Genomic DNA, 15,880 nt, shown 5'->3' with positions numbered 1-15,880 from the left:
CCGGGCTTTGGGACTTACGCGCATTCAATACTCCGTTCTTTTTTGTCTTCGGACAGCGTAAGCGCTTGCCCGTGGTAGGTGTTCAGTTCTGCCACCAGCATCGCGCGCTGAGCAGCAATTTCATCGGGGGTAAGATCTTGAGCTTTGGCCAGCACATCTGCCAACGCGTCGATCACCGCATCGGTAAGCGATCCGGTGACCGCCAGAGAAGTGCGGCGCAGGGCAAGGTCAGACAAAGTCTGGACAAATTCGCTGCGCGCCAAACATGCTATTTCGCCACGTGTGTGCGGCAGGCCGGGGAAGAGCGGCGCGTCATCCTCTGGGCAGTTGGCCAGCACCTCTTCTGCCTGTGCTCCGTAGTGGTCCAGCAGATGAGTGGCGCGAGCTTCGCTCACAGGCAGGGAGGCCGTAGGCGAGTACCCGCGCCCACCTCCGATGCTCAGGTCGGAGGTTGTTCCCCTGCGCGTTTGCCCCAGTTCTCTGAGAACCTCATCGGCGGCCTGCTCAGCAAAGGCGCGGAAGGTCGTCCATTTGCCGCCCACCATGCAGAATTGCGGCACCACGCCGTCAAGACGCTGCACGTAATGTCCCCGTGATATACGGCCCGTGAAATCAGCATCACTCTGCGGCAGCGGACGAATGCCAGAATACGAGAATACGATCTGACCTGCATCGATGGTTAAATCCGGGAACACACTGCGCAAGGATCCGAGGATGTAGTCCCGCTCTTCTGGCTCGCACTTGGTGCGAGCGGCGCCATCGACGCGAATATCGGTAGAGCCAACGAGCACGTGGCCCAGATAGGGAAATGCGATACAAACCCTGCCGTCTGCGTTCTCGAAATAAACCATATGCCCGGCAAGCGCCTGCAACAGTGCGTCATTGCGTAGGATCAGGTGCGACCCTTTGGTGCCCGAGATCATTCGCGGGGCATCTGCGCCCAGTGCCTCGCGCGTTTCATCGAGCCATGCGCCGGTGGCATTCACGACCACTTTCGGCGCAACGGGCATCTTCTTCCCACCGCGCAAGTCGGTTAAGTAATAGCATCCATCGACCAACGCCATTTCGGCGTAATTGAGAGCGGCAGCGTCGGGTGCATCGCGCAGGGTGTCGCGGATCATTTCGATGCAAAGCCGCTCGGGGTGACTGATCCAGGCGTCGTGATAGAGCGCGGCGCATCGGGCATCGCGCGTCAGGGCTGGGAAAACGGCACGGGTTTTGGATCTGGACAGGAACCGGTGTTTGGGCGTCTGTCGGCGATGGCGCGTGACAAAATCATAAAGCGTCAGGCCAATCTTGATGGGCAGCGCTCCGCGCCGAGCGGGTTTGCCGGACCACCCAAAGAAGCTGGCCGCTGCATTGAAGAGGCCCGAGGTCAGGCCCGCAATCGGGATTACGGTCGGCAGCGGCCGCACCAAATGCGGTGCATTGCGCAGCAGCGCATCACGTTCCGCGAGTGACTCGCGCACCAGGTCAAACTCACCGTTTTCCAGATAGCGCAGCCCCCCATGTATCATTCGCGACGGCGCAGCCGAACAACCGGAGGCAAAGTCATTCCGCTCCACCAACAGCACCCGCAAGCCTTGCAGGGCGAGGTCTCGCCAGACCCCGATCCCATTCACGCCGCCTCCGATCACCACCGCGTCAAATCGGGGGTTTTCGAGGTGGGCCAGCATATTTTGGCGTTGATTGGGCATAATCCTCTTGTCACCGGAAGATGCCCTCCGGCGTTGTTTGCGGTTAGGGTGATGGCCGGACTTAGCCGTCCAGCTCGGTGAGATGCGTGGCCGCCGCAGCACTGATCGCAGAGAGATTTCCGTCAGTCAGGCGAAGGCGACCCGCCTTGGCATTCTCTGCAGCTTGCACTTCGTCGCGCGCGCCACAGAGAGAGAAAGTGATACCCGGTTGCTGCAGCGTCCAGGCGATTATGATCTGTGCGCGTGTTGCATTGTGCGTTTCCGCAATCGGGTCAATGGCCTTCATCAGCAGCTCGACTTTTTCACGGTTTGCGAGTGAAAAGCGCGGGTTATCTTTGCGCAAATCGTCGCCTTGGAACACGCGATCGGGGCCTACGCGCCCCCCCAGCAGGCCCAAAGCCAGTGAGGAATAAGAAAGAACCGATACGCCTGCATCGCGGCAAAGCGGTAGCATCTCTACCTCCAGATCGCGCTTGATCATGGAGTATTCCTCTTGCACTGCGTCCAACTGTCCAGCTGCAAGATAGGCCCGCACATCGTCAGTGCTGGTGTTCGACGCTCCGATGGAGCGGATTTTGCCTTGGACCTTCAAGGCTTCCAGCGTTTCCATCGTTTCGTCGATCGATGTCGTGGGGTCCTGCCAGTGAGTGATGTAGTGGTCGATCACATCTACATTCAGACGTTTGAGGCTCTGTTCTACTTCATAAATGATCGCGTCACGCCCGAGATATCGGTGAACCGGCCCGCTGTCATAGTCAAAGAAGTGGTTGCCCTTCTGTGTGTGCCACACAAGCCCGCATTTGGTGGCGAGCACCACCTTGTCGCGGCGCCCCTTCAAGGCCTTTCCGACGATCTCCTCTGCCAGCCCCTGCCCATAGGCAGGCGCAGTATCGATGAGGGTGATGCCTTCGTCTATTGCTGCATGAATCGCGCGGATAGACCGCGCCTCGTCCGTGCCGCCCCACATCCAGCCGCCAATAGCCCAGGTGCCAAGACCGATCGCTGTGGCCTCGATGCCCGACTGCCCGATCGGGCGCGTCAACTGCGCGGTGTTGGAATTATCAAGCATTGGCTGTCTCCCTTTGCATTATGGCCGCGGCGGTCACATCGTCGGTGACCAGTGAGTTGAAGTAACCGCCGTTCAGCGCGGCGATGATGGGCTCGACCTTCTCCAGTCCCGAGGCAACGCCGATGGTCACAGGAATATTGAGCAGTCGCTCCGGCGGCAGCGAGACAAGGCGCGAATTCAATGCGTTGTCAGACAGGCGGCCGTCCTCCTGCACAAGGTGCCCGAGAAATTCACTGCGTACGCCCGAAGCATAGAGCGCATTGCGGTCTTCTTCGGATACGGGGTGAGCCTCATAATAGGTGGCGTTTTCGCCGATCACCGCACCAACGCCGACCAGAGCGACAGAAGCCTTGGCGGCTTTTTCCATCACGTGGGAAACGGATTTCATCGCCATGACCATATCCCGTTCTTCTTCGTTGTCTGCATGGAGTGGCGCATGTATCAACGTGGCTCGGCCGCTCAGGCGGTCCGCGAGCGACGTGGCGATGTGGTTGACATCTGTGTAGTGCTGCCCCTGAACACCGCCCGTCATGGGCACGACCGTAACGTCATGGGCCTGTGCTGTCGTTAGGTTTTCGACAATTGCGGAAAGGGTCTTGCCGCCGGAAATCGCAATGGTGTCCCCGTCCCGAACGGTATCCACGAGCAGGTTCGCCGCTGCCCGACCGACCTCATTCAGGGTCGCCTCGGGAGAACCGGTGACCGACGGAACGACAAGGCAGTTGCGCAGACCCCAATGGTCAGAGATTTCGCATTCAAGATCAAAGAGACGTAAGAGCGGACTTTTTATCGTTATGTGAACCATCCCCAACTCGCGGCCCTGTTTGATTAGCCGGTTCACCTTGGCAGTAGACAAGCCCATTTCTTTGGCGATATCTGCCTGCAACTTCCCGCTCTCAAAATGCTGAGTCAGCACTTGCGCGATAAGGCGCATCTGGTCCGGTTTGATGTTGTCGGCGTTCATTTCCGACCCCCTTTTCGGCTGACGAGGTGATTGGTGGCGGCGGCCAATAGTAGCGCAGCGCCGATAACCAGTGTTTGTGTGTAGGCGGGCACAATGGTCAGCATACCGATGGTCAGGCACATGATGATCAGCGCTCCGATGAAAGAACGTTGTACCTTTCCCTCACCTCCTGAAAACGCTGTACCACCAAGCAACACAACGAGGATCGCCGTCAGTTCCATCCCGTCGCCGGAAAGAGGATCGCCCAACGACATGAAAGACGACCGCGCAATTCCTGCCAGCGCTGCGGATATGCCAACCAGAACATAGAGCCCAAAAACCACACGTCCGGTTTTGATACCTGAGAGCTTGGCCGCCGTCGGGTTGCCGCCGGTGGCGGCGGCGTATTTGCCCAACACGCCGCGTTTCTGGATCACGATCAGCGCCAATGTCACAGCAATCGCTACCCAGACCGAAGCTGGCAGATCCAAAAGTGCCCCAGAGCGGCCATAGGAATTAAACCAGCCCGGCATCTTCAAACCGCCTCCAGATTTGATGGCAGAGGTACCATCTTCAACAAGCAGCAGCGCAATGCCTTTGTAAAGACTAAGCGTTATGAGCGTCGCAATGACTGGCGTGATCCGCATGCGCACAACTAGAAAGCCGTTGATCGCGCCCAGTAGCACGCCAACCAGAACTGTCAGGGCAAAAGCGGGCAGAAAGGGCACGCCATTCAGCGCCAGCATCGCGTAAACCACCGCCGAGAGACTCATCGCCGATCCGACCGAAAGATCGATGTATCCCGAGACCATTAGCAGCGTAAAGGCGCCGCAGATGACGAGGATCGGGGCCGAGACGCGAAGAATGTTGATGATGTTGCGTTTGTAGAGGAAGTTACCCCGCTCAAAAAGAGGGAACTGATCCAGATTAGCCGATGCCAGCAACGCCACCAATACGATCAGCACAAGGTAGATGTAATAGTCCTTAAGGAACCCGGTCACCGCAAAACTCTTAGTCATATCCCTCACCGGTTCCTGCGGGCCAGCGCCCAGGTTTGTGCTGTGATGGCAAGAAAGACCGCCACTGCCTTGAGTATGAATTGCCAGTCGGGCGAGAGCACCAAACCCGTCGCGGCAGAAGTGACCACCGCGAGGATGATTGCGCCAAAAAACATCCCGATAACCGAACCAAAACCGCCTGCAATCGCCACCCCGCCCAGAAGTGCAATGACAAGTGCATCGAACTCCATCAGCATGCCTCTGTTCGAGAACCCGGATTTGAACTCGGATGCGAGCAAAATGCCGACCATGCCTGCGATCGCGGCCGAAAAGAGATAGAGCCTCGTCACGTGGCGGCCCCTGTCGATGCCCGAAAGAGTCGCCGCCACCGGGTTCGCACCGACCCAATAGGTGACGCGGCCGATCAGCATGCGGCGCTCGATAAACACGGCGACCAACAACAGCATCCCCATCAGCACCACCGGCAATTTCACCGTACCGAAAAGCGTCAGGTTGCCCAGCGTGCCAAAACCGTCCGGCAGGTTTGTGTTGCGCTGGGAGCCGTGAGTGATGACCTGCGCGAGTCCACGCGCCACCATCATCGTGCCCAGTGTTACAATGATCGACGGCACACCGAGGCGTACTACGAAAAACGCGTTCAATGCCCCGATCGCCAGCGCCCCGGCCATAGCGCCCGCCAAAGCCAGCGGCAGCGGGAAGCCGAGCCCTGTAGAAAGCGTATTTGCGCCACCGGTTGACTGCGCCAGCCAGACCGACAGTACGCCCGCAAGTGCCACATTGCCGCCGACTGACAGATCGAAATTACCCGAGACCAGCAGGAAAGTGACACCTACTCCCAGTGAGATCACCGCCCAGTTATTGGTCACCAAATTGATCATGTTCTGAAGCTGAAAGAAGTTCGGAACCAAGACAGAGGCCAGCAGAAAGAGCAGCACGGCAACCACTGCGACCATCACGGTAATAAAACCTTGGTCGCTTAAGCGACGATGCTTGCGCGCGGTAATCGGGGAGACAGCCAGCGTGGTCATGCCGCGTCCTCCTGCATGCTGCCCCCTGTCACCAGGTCGAGGATTTGGGCCGTGTCTACATTGTCTCCGTTTCGGATTCCTGCGCGCAATTGGCCGTCATAGAGCAGGAAAATGCGATCACATATGCCCAACACTTCTTCGAGTTCCGACGAGAAGATGGCGACCGTGTTATCTTGATCGGCCAGCGACTTGATGATGTCGTATATCTCTGTCTTTGCACCGACGTCGACGCCCCGCGTCGGTTCATCCAGCAAAAGCAGTTCTGCCTGCGAGAACAGGCATTTAGCAAGAACAACCTTTTGCTGATTGCCGCCGGAGAGTTTCTCGGTCTGTTTTTCGATGCTGTCCGTGGCGATGCGCAAGCGAGAAACAAATTCATGAGCCGCGCGCTCTTCCTTGTCGGCGCGGAACACCCCCCCCTTGGACATGCGCGGCAAGTTCATAACAGGGATGTTTTCCCGGATCGACATCGCGGTGAACAAACCCTGCGTTCGCCGCTCTTCTGGCACCAGGGCAATCCCTGCGGCCAGTGCATCTTTAGGGGTATGACCCACAGGTTGGGATTTGAATATGATCTCACCGTCATAGCTGTCAGCGGCAAAAATCGCGCGGGCGATTTCGGTTTTGCCTGCACCCACGAGGCCGTAAAAGCCGACGATCTCGCCTTTGCGAATGTCAAAGCTGACATTTTTCAGCAGGTGGTTGGTCAGGCCTCGCGCTGTCAACACGACGTCACCGGGCGGGTTGGGACGCGGCACATAATTATGAGCCACCGTGCGTCCGATCATCATTTCGATCAGTTCTGGGCGGCCCTCGACCTTTACTAGAGGTTTGGTAGCAATGTGTTTTCCATCCCGCAAAACGGTCACGATGTCACCCAGCGTGAAAATCTCTTCGAGCTTGTGAGATATGTATATGACGGTCACGCCGTTGTCTTTCAGGCGCCGGATCACTTCAAAAAGGCGTTCTACCTCGCGCTCCGATAGCGCGGCGGTGGGTTCATCCATAATGATCACGCTTGCACCCGAAGAGGCGGCGCGGGCGATTTCCACGATCTGTTTCTGCGCGACCGAGAGGCTTGATACGCGGACCGCTGGGTCAATAGAAGGCTCGATCGCCGCCAGCGTTTTGACAACACGGTCGTCGAGATCTGATCGAATGAGAAAGCCGAAGCGCTTAGCCTCCAACCCCAGAGTCAGGTTTTCTCGCACGGTCAATTCGTCGACCACATGCAATTCCTGAAACAGGGTGGCGATACCGTTGTCGCGGGCCTCTTGCGGATTGGTCGGATTGTGCGTCTTACCGTTCACGCGCATCGATCCTGCCGAGGGGGCCAGCGCGCCGGTGATCATCTTGACCAGCGTGGACTTGCCTGCGCCGTTTTCCCCGACCAGGCAATGCACAGTGCCCGGTTCGATTGCGAAGCTGACCGCATCTACCGCGCGTACGCCTGGGTAGTCGCGGGTCAGTTCATCAATTTCGAGCGCTGGGATTTGCGTTGAGCTAGCCATTGTTGTACCGCCTGTCCGCTGACGCGGGTCTCCAAACCTTTGCCCGGAGACCCAGCATTAGATTAGCTGCCTCCGAATTGAGCCGCGAGCCATTTTTCTGCAGCTGCTTCTTCCATGCCCCAGTAGGAGATCGTGTAAGCCTTGTAGAAAAACTCCTCCGCGGTTTCGGAGGTCTTCGCCACTTTGCCGTCGAGCACATCCATGATCAGATCGATGCGCCCCTGCGCTGTTTCGACCGGGGGCAACCCCATGGAAAGCTTCAGGGATGAATTTGGGTCATAGACCATTTCATGTTCCACTGAGTCGAAGTCGACGGAGGCAACAATCTCAGTTACGGGTTTGCCGTCTTCGAATTTACCCCGACCGAGTTGAGCTAGGCCTGCCATAGTGCCGACGGTCAGGTTCGATGCTTCTGAATAGATCAGGTTTACTTCCGGACGCTGGGTCAGCAGGTCGACGATGATTTGCTTGGCAGCTTCCTGACCGGCAGAGCTGTCCAGAGCTCCGAGGTTTTCAGCATTGGGATCAACCGAAAGCACACCTTCGACAAAGGGGCGGGTCCGGCCGGAGTTCACCTCGGTGTGGTTTGGCCAGCCCAACTGCACCATGACAATAGGCTTGTCAGGGTGGGCGTCCTTCCACGCTTTGGCCATCTGTGCACCCATTTCAAAGGATACTGCCGCCTCGTCGCTGCGGGCGGTTGGGATACCTGTGTCTGTGATCGGGCTGAAGAAAGAGGTCATCACTATGCCCTCGTCCAGCGCATCACGCACGCCCGGCGTGGCAGCTTCGGCGTCCCAGATATGCAGCGTGGCGGCGTCAAAACCTCCTGCAACCACCTGGTCTACGTTCTGGGTCATCACAGCAGAATCTGCCTGGCCATCAAAGACCACCACCTCGGCACCGTATTTTTCACTAGCGTAGCGCTGTGCTTCTGCCGCTTGACTTTGGTGAAAGACGTTCGACAGGTCCGAGACGAAAAACGCGATGCGCTCGCCATCGGCCATTGCCGCACCCGTCCAGATTGCTGTTGAGGCGACCAGCCCCGCCACGCGGGATGTAAAAGTCAGGGTTCGCATATGTTGCACTCCTCCGTTGCTTAGGGACCGACCAGGGTTCACTTCCCCGATCCAGTTCACCCCGCAAGCATTCCGATTATCAGATCGTGAATTTTCTTGCAAAGTGTGGAATAAATCTCACATCAGATGCAAAAGCGGTCAACAACTTTTATTTCAGTAAACTGAAATTTATTTCAGAAAAGAGTCTCACTGGGAAATTCAAGAAGTAAGTACTTAGTTTTTATGACACTTATTCGACTGCTAGTCGTTCAGAGAGTGATGAGTAGATCTGCGCCGAGCCCATTCTGGTTAGTCAAATCGACCAATGGCAACAAAATCTTTGGGTCGAAAGTTTCGAATTCTTCAAGGTTGACGAACGTTCAGCGCAAATTGACATTCGTGCATGAATGCTGATTCTTCGCTAGGCCCATTTCTGGCAAAAGTAGCGGGTCAAGGCGAAACGCGTTGCCGGATTTCGCCTGGTCTGACGCATGCAGTGGCGCCCGGGGCTTGCCCTCTGAACCCTGCATTTGAGATCGGGCAGCTTCCGATGAATGGCCAAGCTCAAGCCCAGGCCCATTCGATTTCCAGAGCTCACTGGCTGCTTTGTCCGCCGAACAGACGCTCAGGCTGCATCCCAGCTCCGCTCAGCAGCGAACGACGGCTTTGTCCGCATAGTGGTCATTTGCGATTTTTCGGCCAACGACCGCACCGAGCCCAAACCTGACCTTCTACCCCGCATCTATCGCTCAAGCCTATTGCACCTCACAACGCACCGGTACGAGACGACGTGTCCATGGCCGCTAAGTCTACGGAGTTGTCATAACAGTACGTTTAGCGATACGGAGTTACGTAAACCATTGTGGCTGGGTTCAAATCATCATTCGGGTCCGTCAAGATGCCTTCTGGAAAGGATACTGAGATTGGCCGATCTGTCGTGTCCATGCAAAGCATATGATTGTTGTCTCCGTCACCCAGGTTGGCCAGCGCGATCGGCTTCACTTCACGACGGGTCCCATCGGGCGCCTCGACGGTGATCGTATATTGATCGCGCTCTACCTCACCTGGTTCGCTACCATCTTTCAGCGTCACACCACCCTCCCACGTGACACGGACCGCCTGAACTATACCTTCCGTCGGGCAGAGGCTGCCTCTGACGCGACGCGGACCCAAAGTGCCGACTAATGTCCAGTCCTCCACGACTTCGGCCAAAACGATCGACGGCCCGTCTTCTAAGGGTATCACCGACACACTAGCCCCCCGAAAATCTAGCTTCCCGTCGATCGACCGCAAATGTCCGACAACGTCGACTCTAACCGGTGGGTCACTGTCAGCGGGTCCCAATTGCCCTATCAAAAGAACCGTGCGCAACTCACCAGGGTCTGTGGCAGGCAGCACCGACACGCAGTGCATCGTCCCAGACGCGCCCGACCGGGTTGTGACTTTAAAGTCCCCTGCCTGCATCGTCGAGATGTCTACCTCAGACGAAAAGATCACGGGCATTCCGGTGTTGCCCTCAGACCCTCTGCAAATCACATTGGAGACGCGTGGCAGTGCGTCAAGCCCGTGGAAGGCCGAGAGGAGTTTAGCGGATTTTCCATTAACCTCTCTAGGCAGGCCAGCATCTGCCGTTGAATCAAAGAGGTCGCGATTGGATATGTTGCCAGTCCAAGACCCCGGTCCATACATTATGAACCAAACAACACTGGCGCTGATTGCCGCCGTCACACCTAGCAAGCCGCTGATTTTGGTCCGCTTAGGAATACCCTTGATCATACAAGTTACCTCCGCACATGTGGGTCGCGGATTCAATTCTTACCGTGAGCGTCCTGACCCTAGAAGAACAGTCTGAGTAGAAACCGCAGGAGTATGGCCGCATCGAGCCCAAAGCGGACGCACTATTATTCTAATCCTCGCAATCACAACATTTGACATATCTCTTTATTACTATGAGGCCGTCGTCTTGGCGCACCTTCATTGACGTCAGCTAGCTTTGCGCTTCACAACGAGCGCCGGTCGGTCAAGAAGATGTCGCCAGGCGATCAATCAATTGATTTGCGGGCGCCATTGAGTCAATCAACCGGTCTTTTTGCTGCGCCCCCAGGATCGGGAGGTCCTCACCAATCAGGCCAAGTTGACGAAGAACGGTGGCTTGGTCCCAGTAAATGTGTTCGGACGCGATTAAGCCGTCCTCAAAATGAATGATGCCCACGTGCGACAGGGCAAGACGCAGGCCTGTGGCTTCGACACCGGGGACAAACCAATCCATGCGCCAAGAAAGCACGGCAGCGCTTCAAAAAAACGTCTTTCCCGTGTAGAATAATATGCGGCCAGGAGCGGCGCAAAATATCAAAGAGCATTTCGTGAATACTTCAATTCATTCGATGCCAGCCTCACCGCTGTGATTGATGTGAACGCGTCGGGACCGCTATGGCCACCCGCTGCGCTGTGTGATGGCTGCGCGCGTGGCCATAACCTAAAAACGGCGCTTCTTCCCGACGCGCTATGACCCGGAGTTCGTTGCTCAAGCTGTGCAGAACTGGATCGCGACCGTCGGCGCAAAGACAGCATAATTCGAACCCGGCGGCCCCTGGGAAAACGGAAACAGCGAAAACTTCAACACCAGGTTTAGGGATGAGCTTTTGAATGACGACCCCATAGTGCTCTGGACTATCGCCCACCGGCCCCTGAAGCCGTCGTCCAGTTGGACCAAAGGCCGATCATGCACTAACTATCAAACTGGACTACTCAGGTGGGCTGATCAACGGCTTCGAAAACAAGGTGATGCAGGCTTACACCTGTGACCATCACATTTTGCTTGGTACTTGCGATAACCATAATCGAAATCTTACCGAACTCTAGCCTACCGCCGTGGAAAATGCTTATTGCCGGAGCGCTGATGGGCTATGCGAAATCGAAGGCTTTGTAGGGAACTGAATTTTCAGCAACTGCAATTCCGACCGCCAAACAACTAGGAACCATCTTGTAAATGCGTTGCAAATGGGTTTACCGGTAAGATTCGCCTGTCATCCTGTTTTGCGAAGCTTCTTTGATAATGAAATATTTAGTTGTCATGAAAAAGCTTATTGATCTCTGTTGACGATAACATTTACCCTTTCGCCCGTAGGAAATCAGAATCTCCAACTTCAGCGCTTTGGATGCTGTCCATGCCAAAGGAACGCTTTTGTATAATTTTTTTAAGTCTTTCAAAGCACTCTCTGCCGGAGAGTCACACGGACGTCATTTGATCCGAGATTGGAGTATCGAGGTGTGCCGATCTCGGGACGAACCTGTGATCTTAGACATCGGCGCAGGACGCGGAGAAGATATTTTGGCCGTCCGCGAACAGCTGCCTGGAGCGTGCCTGCAAGCAATCGAATCTTTTCCAGTCTCGATTGAATTCCTGAAGCGCAATGATGTCGGCGTTTCAGAAATCGATATAGAAACATCGGTGTTGCCATTTGAATCTAGGTCGATCGATCTGGTTATCTGCAATCAGGTCTATGAACACTTGAAAGAGATATTTTGGCTGACGTCCGAAATCGAGCGTGTTCTAAAACCTGATGGAGCGTCAATTATCGGCGTACCGAACTTGGGATCACTTCATAACCGCTTGCTCTTGTTAGCGGGTCAGCAACCGGCAGCCATCCACGTGCTTGGGCCGCACGTTAGAGGCTTCACTGTGCCTGGCCTGCGTAGGTTTTTCGAGGCTGCAGGTACTTTGAAGGTAGAACGAGTGGGTGGATCAAACTTCTATCCGTTTGGACGCAAAACTGCTCGCTTGGTCGCGAACATGATGCCGAGATTGGCTGTCAGCAGCTTTTACCTTCTTCGACGTACGAACTCACCGCGGCGATTCTTGGATTTGTTTGATGACCCAATTGGAATGGAGTTAGTCGACACCCCGTTTTATCGAGGTTCCTCCTAAAACACCGATTGCCGAGTTTCACGCGTTTGGAGCGTGAATTGTGCTCGCTGTGAACAACCACAGGCCTTTGGAAAATCAGTAATGAGTTGTTGTTGCGACTGCGGCCTGAATGTTCGAAATTCTGTTGCAGAGTTCTGCGATATCTTTTTTTAAAGTGCGAATAGAAGCTAAGTCGCTATTGGTCCGCATCACATCCGTCGGCTGAATTAATTAATTAATGTATACGTATCAATATGCGTCGGATTGAGCGCTCGCAGAGCTTCCATCCAAGCGCCCCCAGGCGAAAAATCGGCGACAAACCAGGACTAAATAGACAACCGCTATTTTCACGACAGATTCTGACATACATCTAATTTTGTAAATTATGCACTAAACGAGTTGCGTCATTGTTCCCGCTACAAAGGGAAATTGGGCTGAGTTCTGGGACATCAGCCAATCTAATGTGTGATATGGAAAGCGACCAAGCCATGGCTGCTATCCGCCCCTAAGCACTCGTCTGACAGAAAGACTCTGATGACCGCTTCGAGCCCAAAGCAGACAAAACTAGGTGCTGTGCACACGTGATCTTCTGTTGAAGCAGCCACGCCACTCCTCAGGAGGAATGATTCACGTGAATGAAACCGGCCCAATCGCATGCAATCCAGAGAACGATGCCGCGCTTCAGTTTTCGCGCCATTAGATTTTGAAATTGTGTTTCAAAGGATTTGCCTGTGCCGCACTCACAAATAGAAGCGAGGGATCCGTTTAATTCGGTCGATCGGCCAATTGCCTCGGTGCGGGTTCTGCAATGCGGACAGGCAGAACAGCACTGGGAACACCGATACGGCAGTCAACGTCCACAGCTCTTGTGGGTGTTCTTTGGCAGGAGATGGGTGCTCTTGCCCCTTCAGGCCTTCCTGATCGCACATCGCGATGGCTTGGTGCTTTTTGACACGGGCATTGATCCGGCGGTCCAGTTTGACAAAAGCTATATTCGCCAAGCCATCGGCCGCTTTCTCCTCTCTCGCATCTTTCGTCTAGATCTCAAGGAGACTGACCGGGTTGACCATGTGCTGTTAGACGTTGGTGTTGACGTGAAAGACATTCGCAAGGCCGTGATCTCACATCTGCATTTCGACCATGTCGGCGGGATTTCACAAATCCCGCAGGCCGAGCTTTTGGTCAGCGCGCGGGAATGGGCGATTTTGTCGGAACCCCATCCTGAGAAAGAGTGGATTCTGCGCGAGCACATCGAAATTCCGGGCGCAGATTGGCGACAGATTTCCTTTGTCCCGTCAGATGATCCGCTTTTTGCCGATTTCGATGGGGTGCATGATGTGACGGGCGACGGCTCCATGATCTTGCTGCCGACACCGGGGCATACACCGGGCTCTCTTTCGATGCTGATCCGGCAGGACGGTTGGAAACCGGTCCTTTTGGTGGCCGATCTGACGTACGAGGTGGCAATGCTTGAAGCCGATCGAGTGCCGGGTACAGGTGATCCGGACACGTTGCGCGCCTCATTTGCCAAGGTGCGGCGCCTTAGGGACCGCTTGCCGGGACTGGAGGTTGTGCGTCCCATGATTTCGGGGCGAAAGAGGCCATCGCGCGCGCCACAAGAGCATCGGATCTTAGGGACGGGATAACTTGACAGACAGTGATGGATGGGACGCCATTGTCATTGGCTCGGGTAACGGTATCGAGAGTCCGGTTTCATTCGCTTTGTGGCCATCCGACAAAAGTGCTCAGATGACTGCCTCGAGTCCAAAGCGGTCGTTTGATTGGCTATCCGGCGCTACTATGCGGCGAACGACGGCTTCAGGCTAGACTTTTCAATTGGGCGCTCTGCAGGAAAAGCTCTCTTTTTTATTGGGATCGCCCGACCCATCATAGGTGACAACACCAGGATGAGCGCAGATAATACGCTCACCGTCTTTTCCGCGGAACGGCGCCGGCAAAACATCAGGCGCAACCCCGGTTTCAAGCCAGGCATCCATCGCAATGAGGTAGTCAGTCCCGTCGGGACCGGGGCCGCCGTTGCAGTGAGTTACGCCCGGGCGCAGGAACAGGCGGACGTCTTCGCTGGCCGTCGCGTCGAGTGCAAGAACCCGTTCATAGTAATCCAATGTGCCGTACGCCGACATGCTTCCGTCCATCCAGCCGTTGTCGATGATAAGTTTGCCACCTCGCGCTCTGAATTCGGACAGGTCCGGATCATTGGCGTTCAACGTCGGGGCAACCCGGCCCGCGCTGGGGCCAAAATCGGAGAAATCATATCCGGCGTAACTCCAATTCGGATCGTTGTAGATGAAGTAGCTCAAAATGCCGGTTGCGAATGCCCATGATCCGTTCGGCACCGCTGGCGCCCGGAACTCGCCACTGTCAGCCCCCTCATGATACTCGAGGCCCTTATCTAGGGTGTAACCGCCTGTAGCCCAGAGGTTCCATCCAAGCGGGGAGCCCGGCAGCTCGGCACCGATTGGCGTGCCGTGAAGGGTTTGACCATCGATTTCGAATGTATCGTGAATTGCCTTTGCCGCCGCCACTTGTTCTGGCGACAGGCACTCGTTCGGAGACTGTTCGCTGCATGCGAGCTTGGCTACATCGAAGGAGCATTCCCTCGGGTCGTTCAGGATGCCGTCTGCGAGTCCGTCGATGGCGTCGCACTCAGCCATAATGGCGTTTCCTATGAGAGAAAGTGCATCAGGTCCAATCACTGGTTTCGATATTTGTTTGGGATCAGGGTACATAGCTTGCGCACGTACGATCCAGCGCGCGCCCAACTCATGTGTCCAATTGAACGCCGGAGCCATTGCAACAATTCCGTCAAAATCTTCAGGGTGGCGCTGAGCTTCCATCATTGCCTGACCGCCGCCTCTTGAGCATCCGAAGAAAATGCTACGCGATATCTCCTGCCCGTAATGGGCCTCAATGAGCGGTTTAGAAACGACAGCAGTTCTATGTACTGCCTGATGCCCGAAGCTCACAAGACGCTCGAGGTTATTGTAAGCCCAGCTTGCGTCAAGGCTATGGCCTTGATGGCCGGTGTCCGTACCAACCGTTGCCCATCCATTTCCCAGAGCATCCACGAAATCCGTTGCAGCATTCACGACTGACCCGACAAAGCCACCGCCTCCGCCCATCACGAACTTGCCATTCCAATCGTCTGGGAGAAGCAACTCAAAATTGGTCTCTGTGCCGATAACCCCTTCTACTTTGCAGTGCGGCACTGGGGCCGCTTCTGCCGTCACAGAAACAATCTGAACGTCGGGAAGCGTGGGGAACACATCAACTGAGCAATCCGCTGCAAGAACTGGTCCTGTGGCAACAATTAACGCCGACAGAAGGCATGCACACGAAACGGACATTGGCACGCAGCAAAAGATAGGTGACATGCGGCAAATCCTCCGCGTTTAGAAAATTACTACCAGAGCACAGCTAAACGGCACATTGATACAGATCAGTAGAAACCTTTCCTACGGCGGCTTCGTCCGCAACTCGGACATAGGCTTTTAAGACTTCGCCGCAGCCTCGACGAACGTCCGCTTTTTAGGCTGCGATGCAGCGAGTAGTTGGGGCAATTAATTTGCTGCATGAGCGAAGGGCGCGATTTCGCTTCGGCTGCATTGGGCTCAAGGCAGTCACCTG

13 protein-coding genes and 1 pseudogene are annotated in these 15,880 nt (G+C 55.5%); 3 read left to right on the top strand and 11 right to left on the bottom strand.

Translation table 11 applies throughout. The annotated features are described in order from the left end of the window. Positions 1-14: 14 nt before the first annotated feature. The 10 genes from GOV45_RS04260 to GOV45_RS23445 all read right to left on the bottom strand — a co-directional run bounded on the left by GOV45_RS04260 (position 15) and on the right by GOV45_RS23445 (position 10,853). Positions 15-1,697 carry a glycerol-3-phosphate dehydrogenase/oxidase gene (locus GOV45_RS04260; protein WP_170474626.1) on the bottom strand — a complete coding sequence of 561 codons (1,683 nt, stop codon included), beginning with the start codon at positions 1,695-1,697 and terminating at the stop codon, positions 15-17. Positions 1,698-1,758: 61 nt separating this feature from the next. Further along, positions 1,759-2,766 carry an aldo/keto reductase gene (locus tag GOV45_RS04255; protein ID WP_170474624.1) on the bottom strand — a complete coding sequence of 336 codons (1,008 nt, stop codon included), beginning with the start codon at positions 2,764-2,766 and terminating at the stop codon, positions 1,759-1,761. Then, entirely contained in the window at positions 2,759-3,730 is a 972-nt protein-coding gene (locus tag GOV45_RS04250) for a sugar-binding transcriptional regulator (RefSeq protein ID WP_170474621.1), read from the bottom strand. Before GOV45_RS04250 ends, GOV45_RS04255 begins: the two co-directional genes overlap by 8 nt. After that, positions 3,727-4,728 carry an ABC transporter permease gene (locus tag GOV45_RS04245; RefSeq protein ID WP_170474619.1) on the bottom strand — a complete coding sequence of 334 codons (1,002 nt, stop codon included), beginning with the start codon at positions 4,726-4,728 and terminating at the stop codon, positions 3,727-3,729. Before GOV45_RS04245 ends, GOV45_RS04250 begins: the two co-directional genes overlap by 4 nt. A 5-nt stretch (positions 4,729-4,733) precedes the next feature. Beyond that, complete coding sequence (locus GOV45_RS04240) at positions 4,734-5,756, bottom strand: ABC transporter permease (RefSeq protein WP_170474616.1); 1,023 nt, start codon at positions 5,754-5,756, stop codon at positions 4,734-4,736. Next, a complete protein-coding gene (locus tag GOV45_RS04235; RefSeq protein WP_170474613.1) occupies positions 5,753-7,267 on the bottom strand; it encodes a sugar ABC transporter ATP-binding protein in 1,515 nt (504 codons plus the stop codon). The genes GOV45_RS04240 and GOV45_RS04235 overlap by 4 nt, the downstream gene beginning before the upstream one ends. A gap of 62 nt (positions 7,268-7,329) precedes the next feature. Further along, positions 7,330-8,346 carry a sugar ABC transporter substrate-binding protein gene (locus GOV45_RS04230; protein ID WP_170474612.1) on the bottom strand — a complete coding sequence of 339 codons (1,017 nt, stop codon included), beginning with the start codon at positions 8,344-8,346 and terminating at the stop codon, positions 7,330-7,332. Between the two features lie 813 nt (positions 8,347-9,159). Beyond that, positions 9,160-10,101, bottom strand: coding sequence for a hypothetical protein (locus GOV45_RS04225; protein ID WP_170474610.1), 942 nt, complete (start codon positions 10,099-10,101; stop codon positions 9,160-9,162). Positions 10,102-10,345: 244 nt separating this feature from the next. Next, positions 10,346-10,594, bottom strand: a complete 249-nt coding sequence (locus tag GOV45_RS04220) for a hypothetical protein (RefSeq protein ID WP_174823572.1) — start codon at positions 10,592-10,594, stop codon at positions 10,346-10,348. A 124-nt stretch (positions 10,595-10,718) separates the two neighbouring features. Further along, entirely contained in the window at positions 10,719-10,853 is a 135-nt protein-coding gene (locus tag GOV45_RS23445; RefSeq protein WP_302478436.1) for a hypothetical protein, read from the bottom strand. Between GOV45_RS23445 and GOV45_RS04215 the strand changes: the two are divergent. The 3 genes and pseudogenes from GOV45_RS04215 to GOV45_RS04205 all read left to right on the top strand — a co-directional run. Beyond that, positions 10,836-11,056 (top strand): annotated as a pseudogene (locus GOV45_RS04215) (IS3 family transposase); the annotation flags it as partial. The gene GOV45_RS23445 and the pseudogene GOV45_RS04215 overlap by 18 nt on opposite strands. A 537-nt stretch (positions 11,057-11,593) precedes the next feature. Beyond that, positions 11,594-12,253: a class I SAM-dependent methyltransferase gene (locus GOV45_RS04210; RefSeq protein WP_367648655.1), complete on the top strand. Its 660-nt coding sequence runs from the start codon at positions 11,594-11,596 to the stop codon at positions 12,251-12,253. Between the two features lie 710 nt (positions 12,254-12,963). After that, a complete protein-coding gene (locus GOV45_RS04205) occupies positions 12,964-13,878 on the top strand; it encodes an MBL fold metallo-hydrolase (RefSeq protein WP_170474604.1) in 915 nt (304 codons plus the stop codon). Between the two features lie 186 nt (positions 13,879-14,064). Here GOV45_RS04205 and GOV45_RS04200 read toward each other — a convergent pair whose 3' ends face one another. Next, positions 14,065-15,600 carry a tannase/feruloyl esterase family alpha/beta hydrolase gene (locus GOV45_RS04200; RefSeq protein ID WP_170474601.1) on the bottom strand — a complete coding sequence of 512 codons (1,536 nt, stop codon included), beginning with the start codon at positions 15,598-15,600 and terminating at the stop codon, positions 14,065-14,067. Between the last annotated feature and the right edge of the window lie 280 nt (positions 15,601-15,880).

It is taken from the genome of Ruegeria arenilitoris (assembly GCF_013035425.1).
In the GTDB taxonomy this organism is placed as follows: domain Bacteria; phylum Pseudomonadota; class Alphaproteobacteria; order Rhodobacterales; family Rhodobacteraceae; genus Ruegeria; species Ruegeria arenilitoris_A.
Note: the sequence above shows the minus strand (reverse complement) of the source record. Positions and strands in the feature narration are given on the sequence as shown.

What these genes read in the sequence shown, in the direction of transcription:
- GOV45_RS04245 (WP_170474619.1), bottom strand. Translation starts at nt 4,728, where the DNA reads ATGACTAAGAGTTTTGCGGTGACCGGGTTCCTTAAGGACTATTACATC.
- GOV45_RS04230 (WP_170474612.1), bottom strand. Translation starts at nt 8,346, where the DNA reads ATGCGAACCCTGACTTTTACATCCCGCGTGGCGGGGCTGGTCGCCTCA.
- GOV45_RS04200 (WP_170474601.1), bottom strand. Translation starts at nt 15,600, where the DNA reads ATGTCCGTTTCGTGTGCATGCCTTCTGTCGGCGTTAATTGTTGCCACA.
- GOV45_RS04240 (WP_170474616.1), bottom strand. Translation starts at nt 5,756, where the DNA reads ATGACCACGCTGGCTGTCTCCCCGATTACCGCGCGCAAGCATCGTCGC.
- GOV45_RS04225 (WP_170474610.1), bottom strand. Translation starts at nt 10,101, where the DNA reads ATGATCAAGGGTATTCCTAAGCGGACCAAAATCAGCGGCTTGCTAGGT.
- GOV45_RS04220 (WP_174823572.1), bottom strand. Translation starts at nt 10,594, where the DNA reads ATGGATTGGTTTGTCCCCGGTGTCGAAGCCACAGGCCTGCGTCTTGCC.
- GOV45_RS04235 (WP_170474613.1), bottom strand. Translation starts at nt 7,267, where the DNA reads ATGGCTAGCTCAACGCAAATCCCAGCGCTCGAAATTGATGAACTGACC.
- GOV45_RS04255 (WP_170474624.1), bottom strand. Translation starts at nt 2,766, where the DNA reads ATGCTTGATAATTCCAACACCGCGCAGTTGACGCGCCCGATCGGGCAG.
- GOV45_RS04250 (WP_170474621.1), bottom strand. Translation starts at nt 3,730, where the DNA reads ATGAACGCCGACAACATCAAACCGGACCAGATGCGCCTTATCGCGCAA.
- GOV45_RS04260 (WP_170474626.1), bottom strand. Translation starts at nt 1,697, where the DNA reads ATGCCCAATCAACGCCAAAATATGCTGGCCCACCTCGAAAACCCCCGA.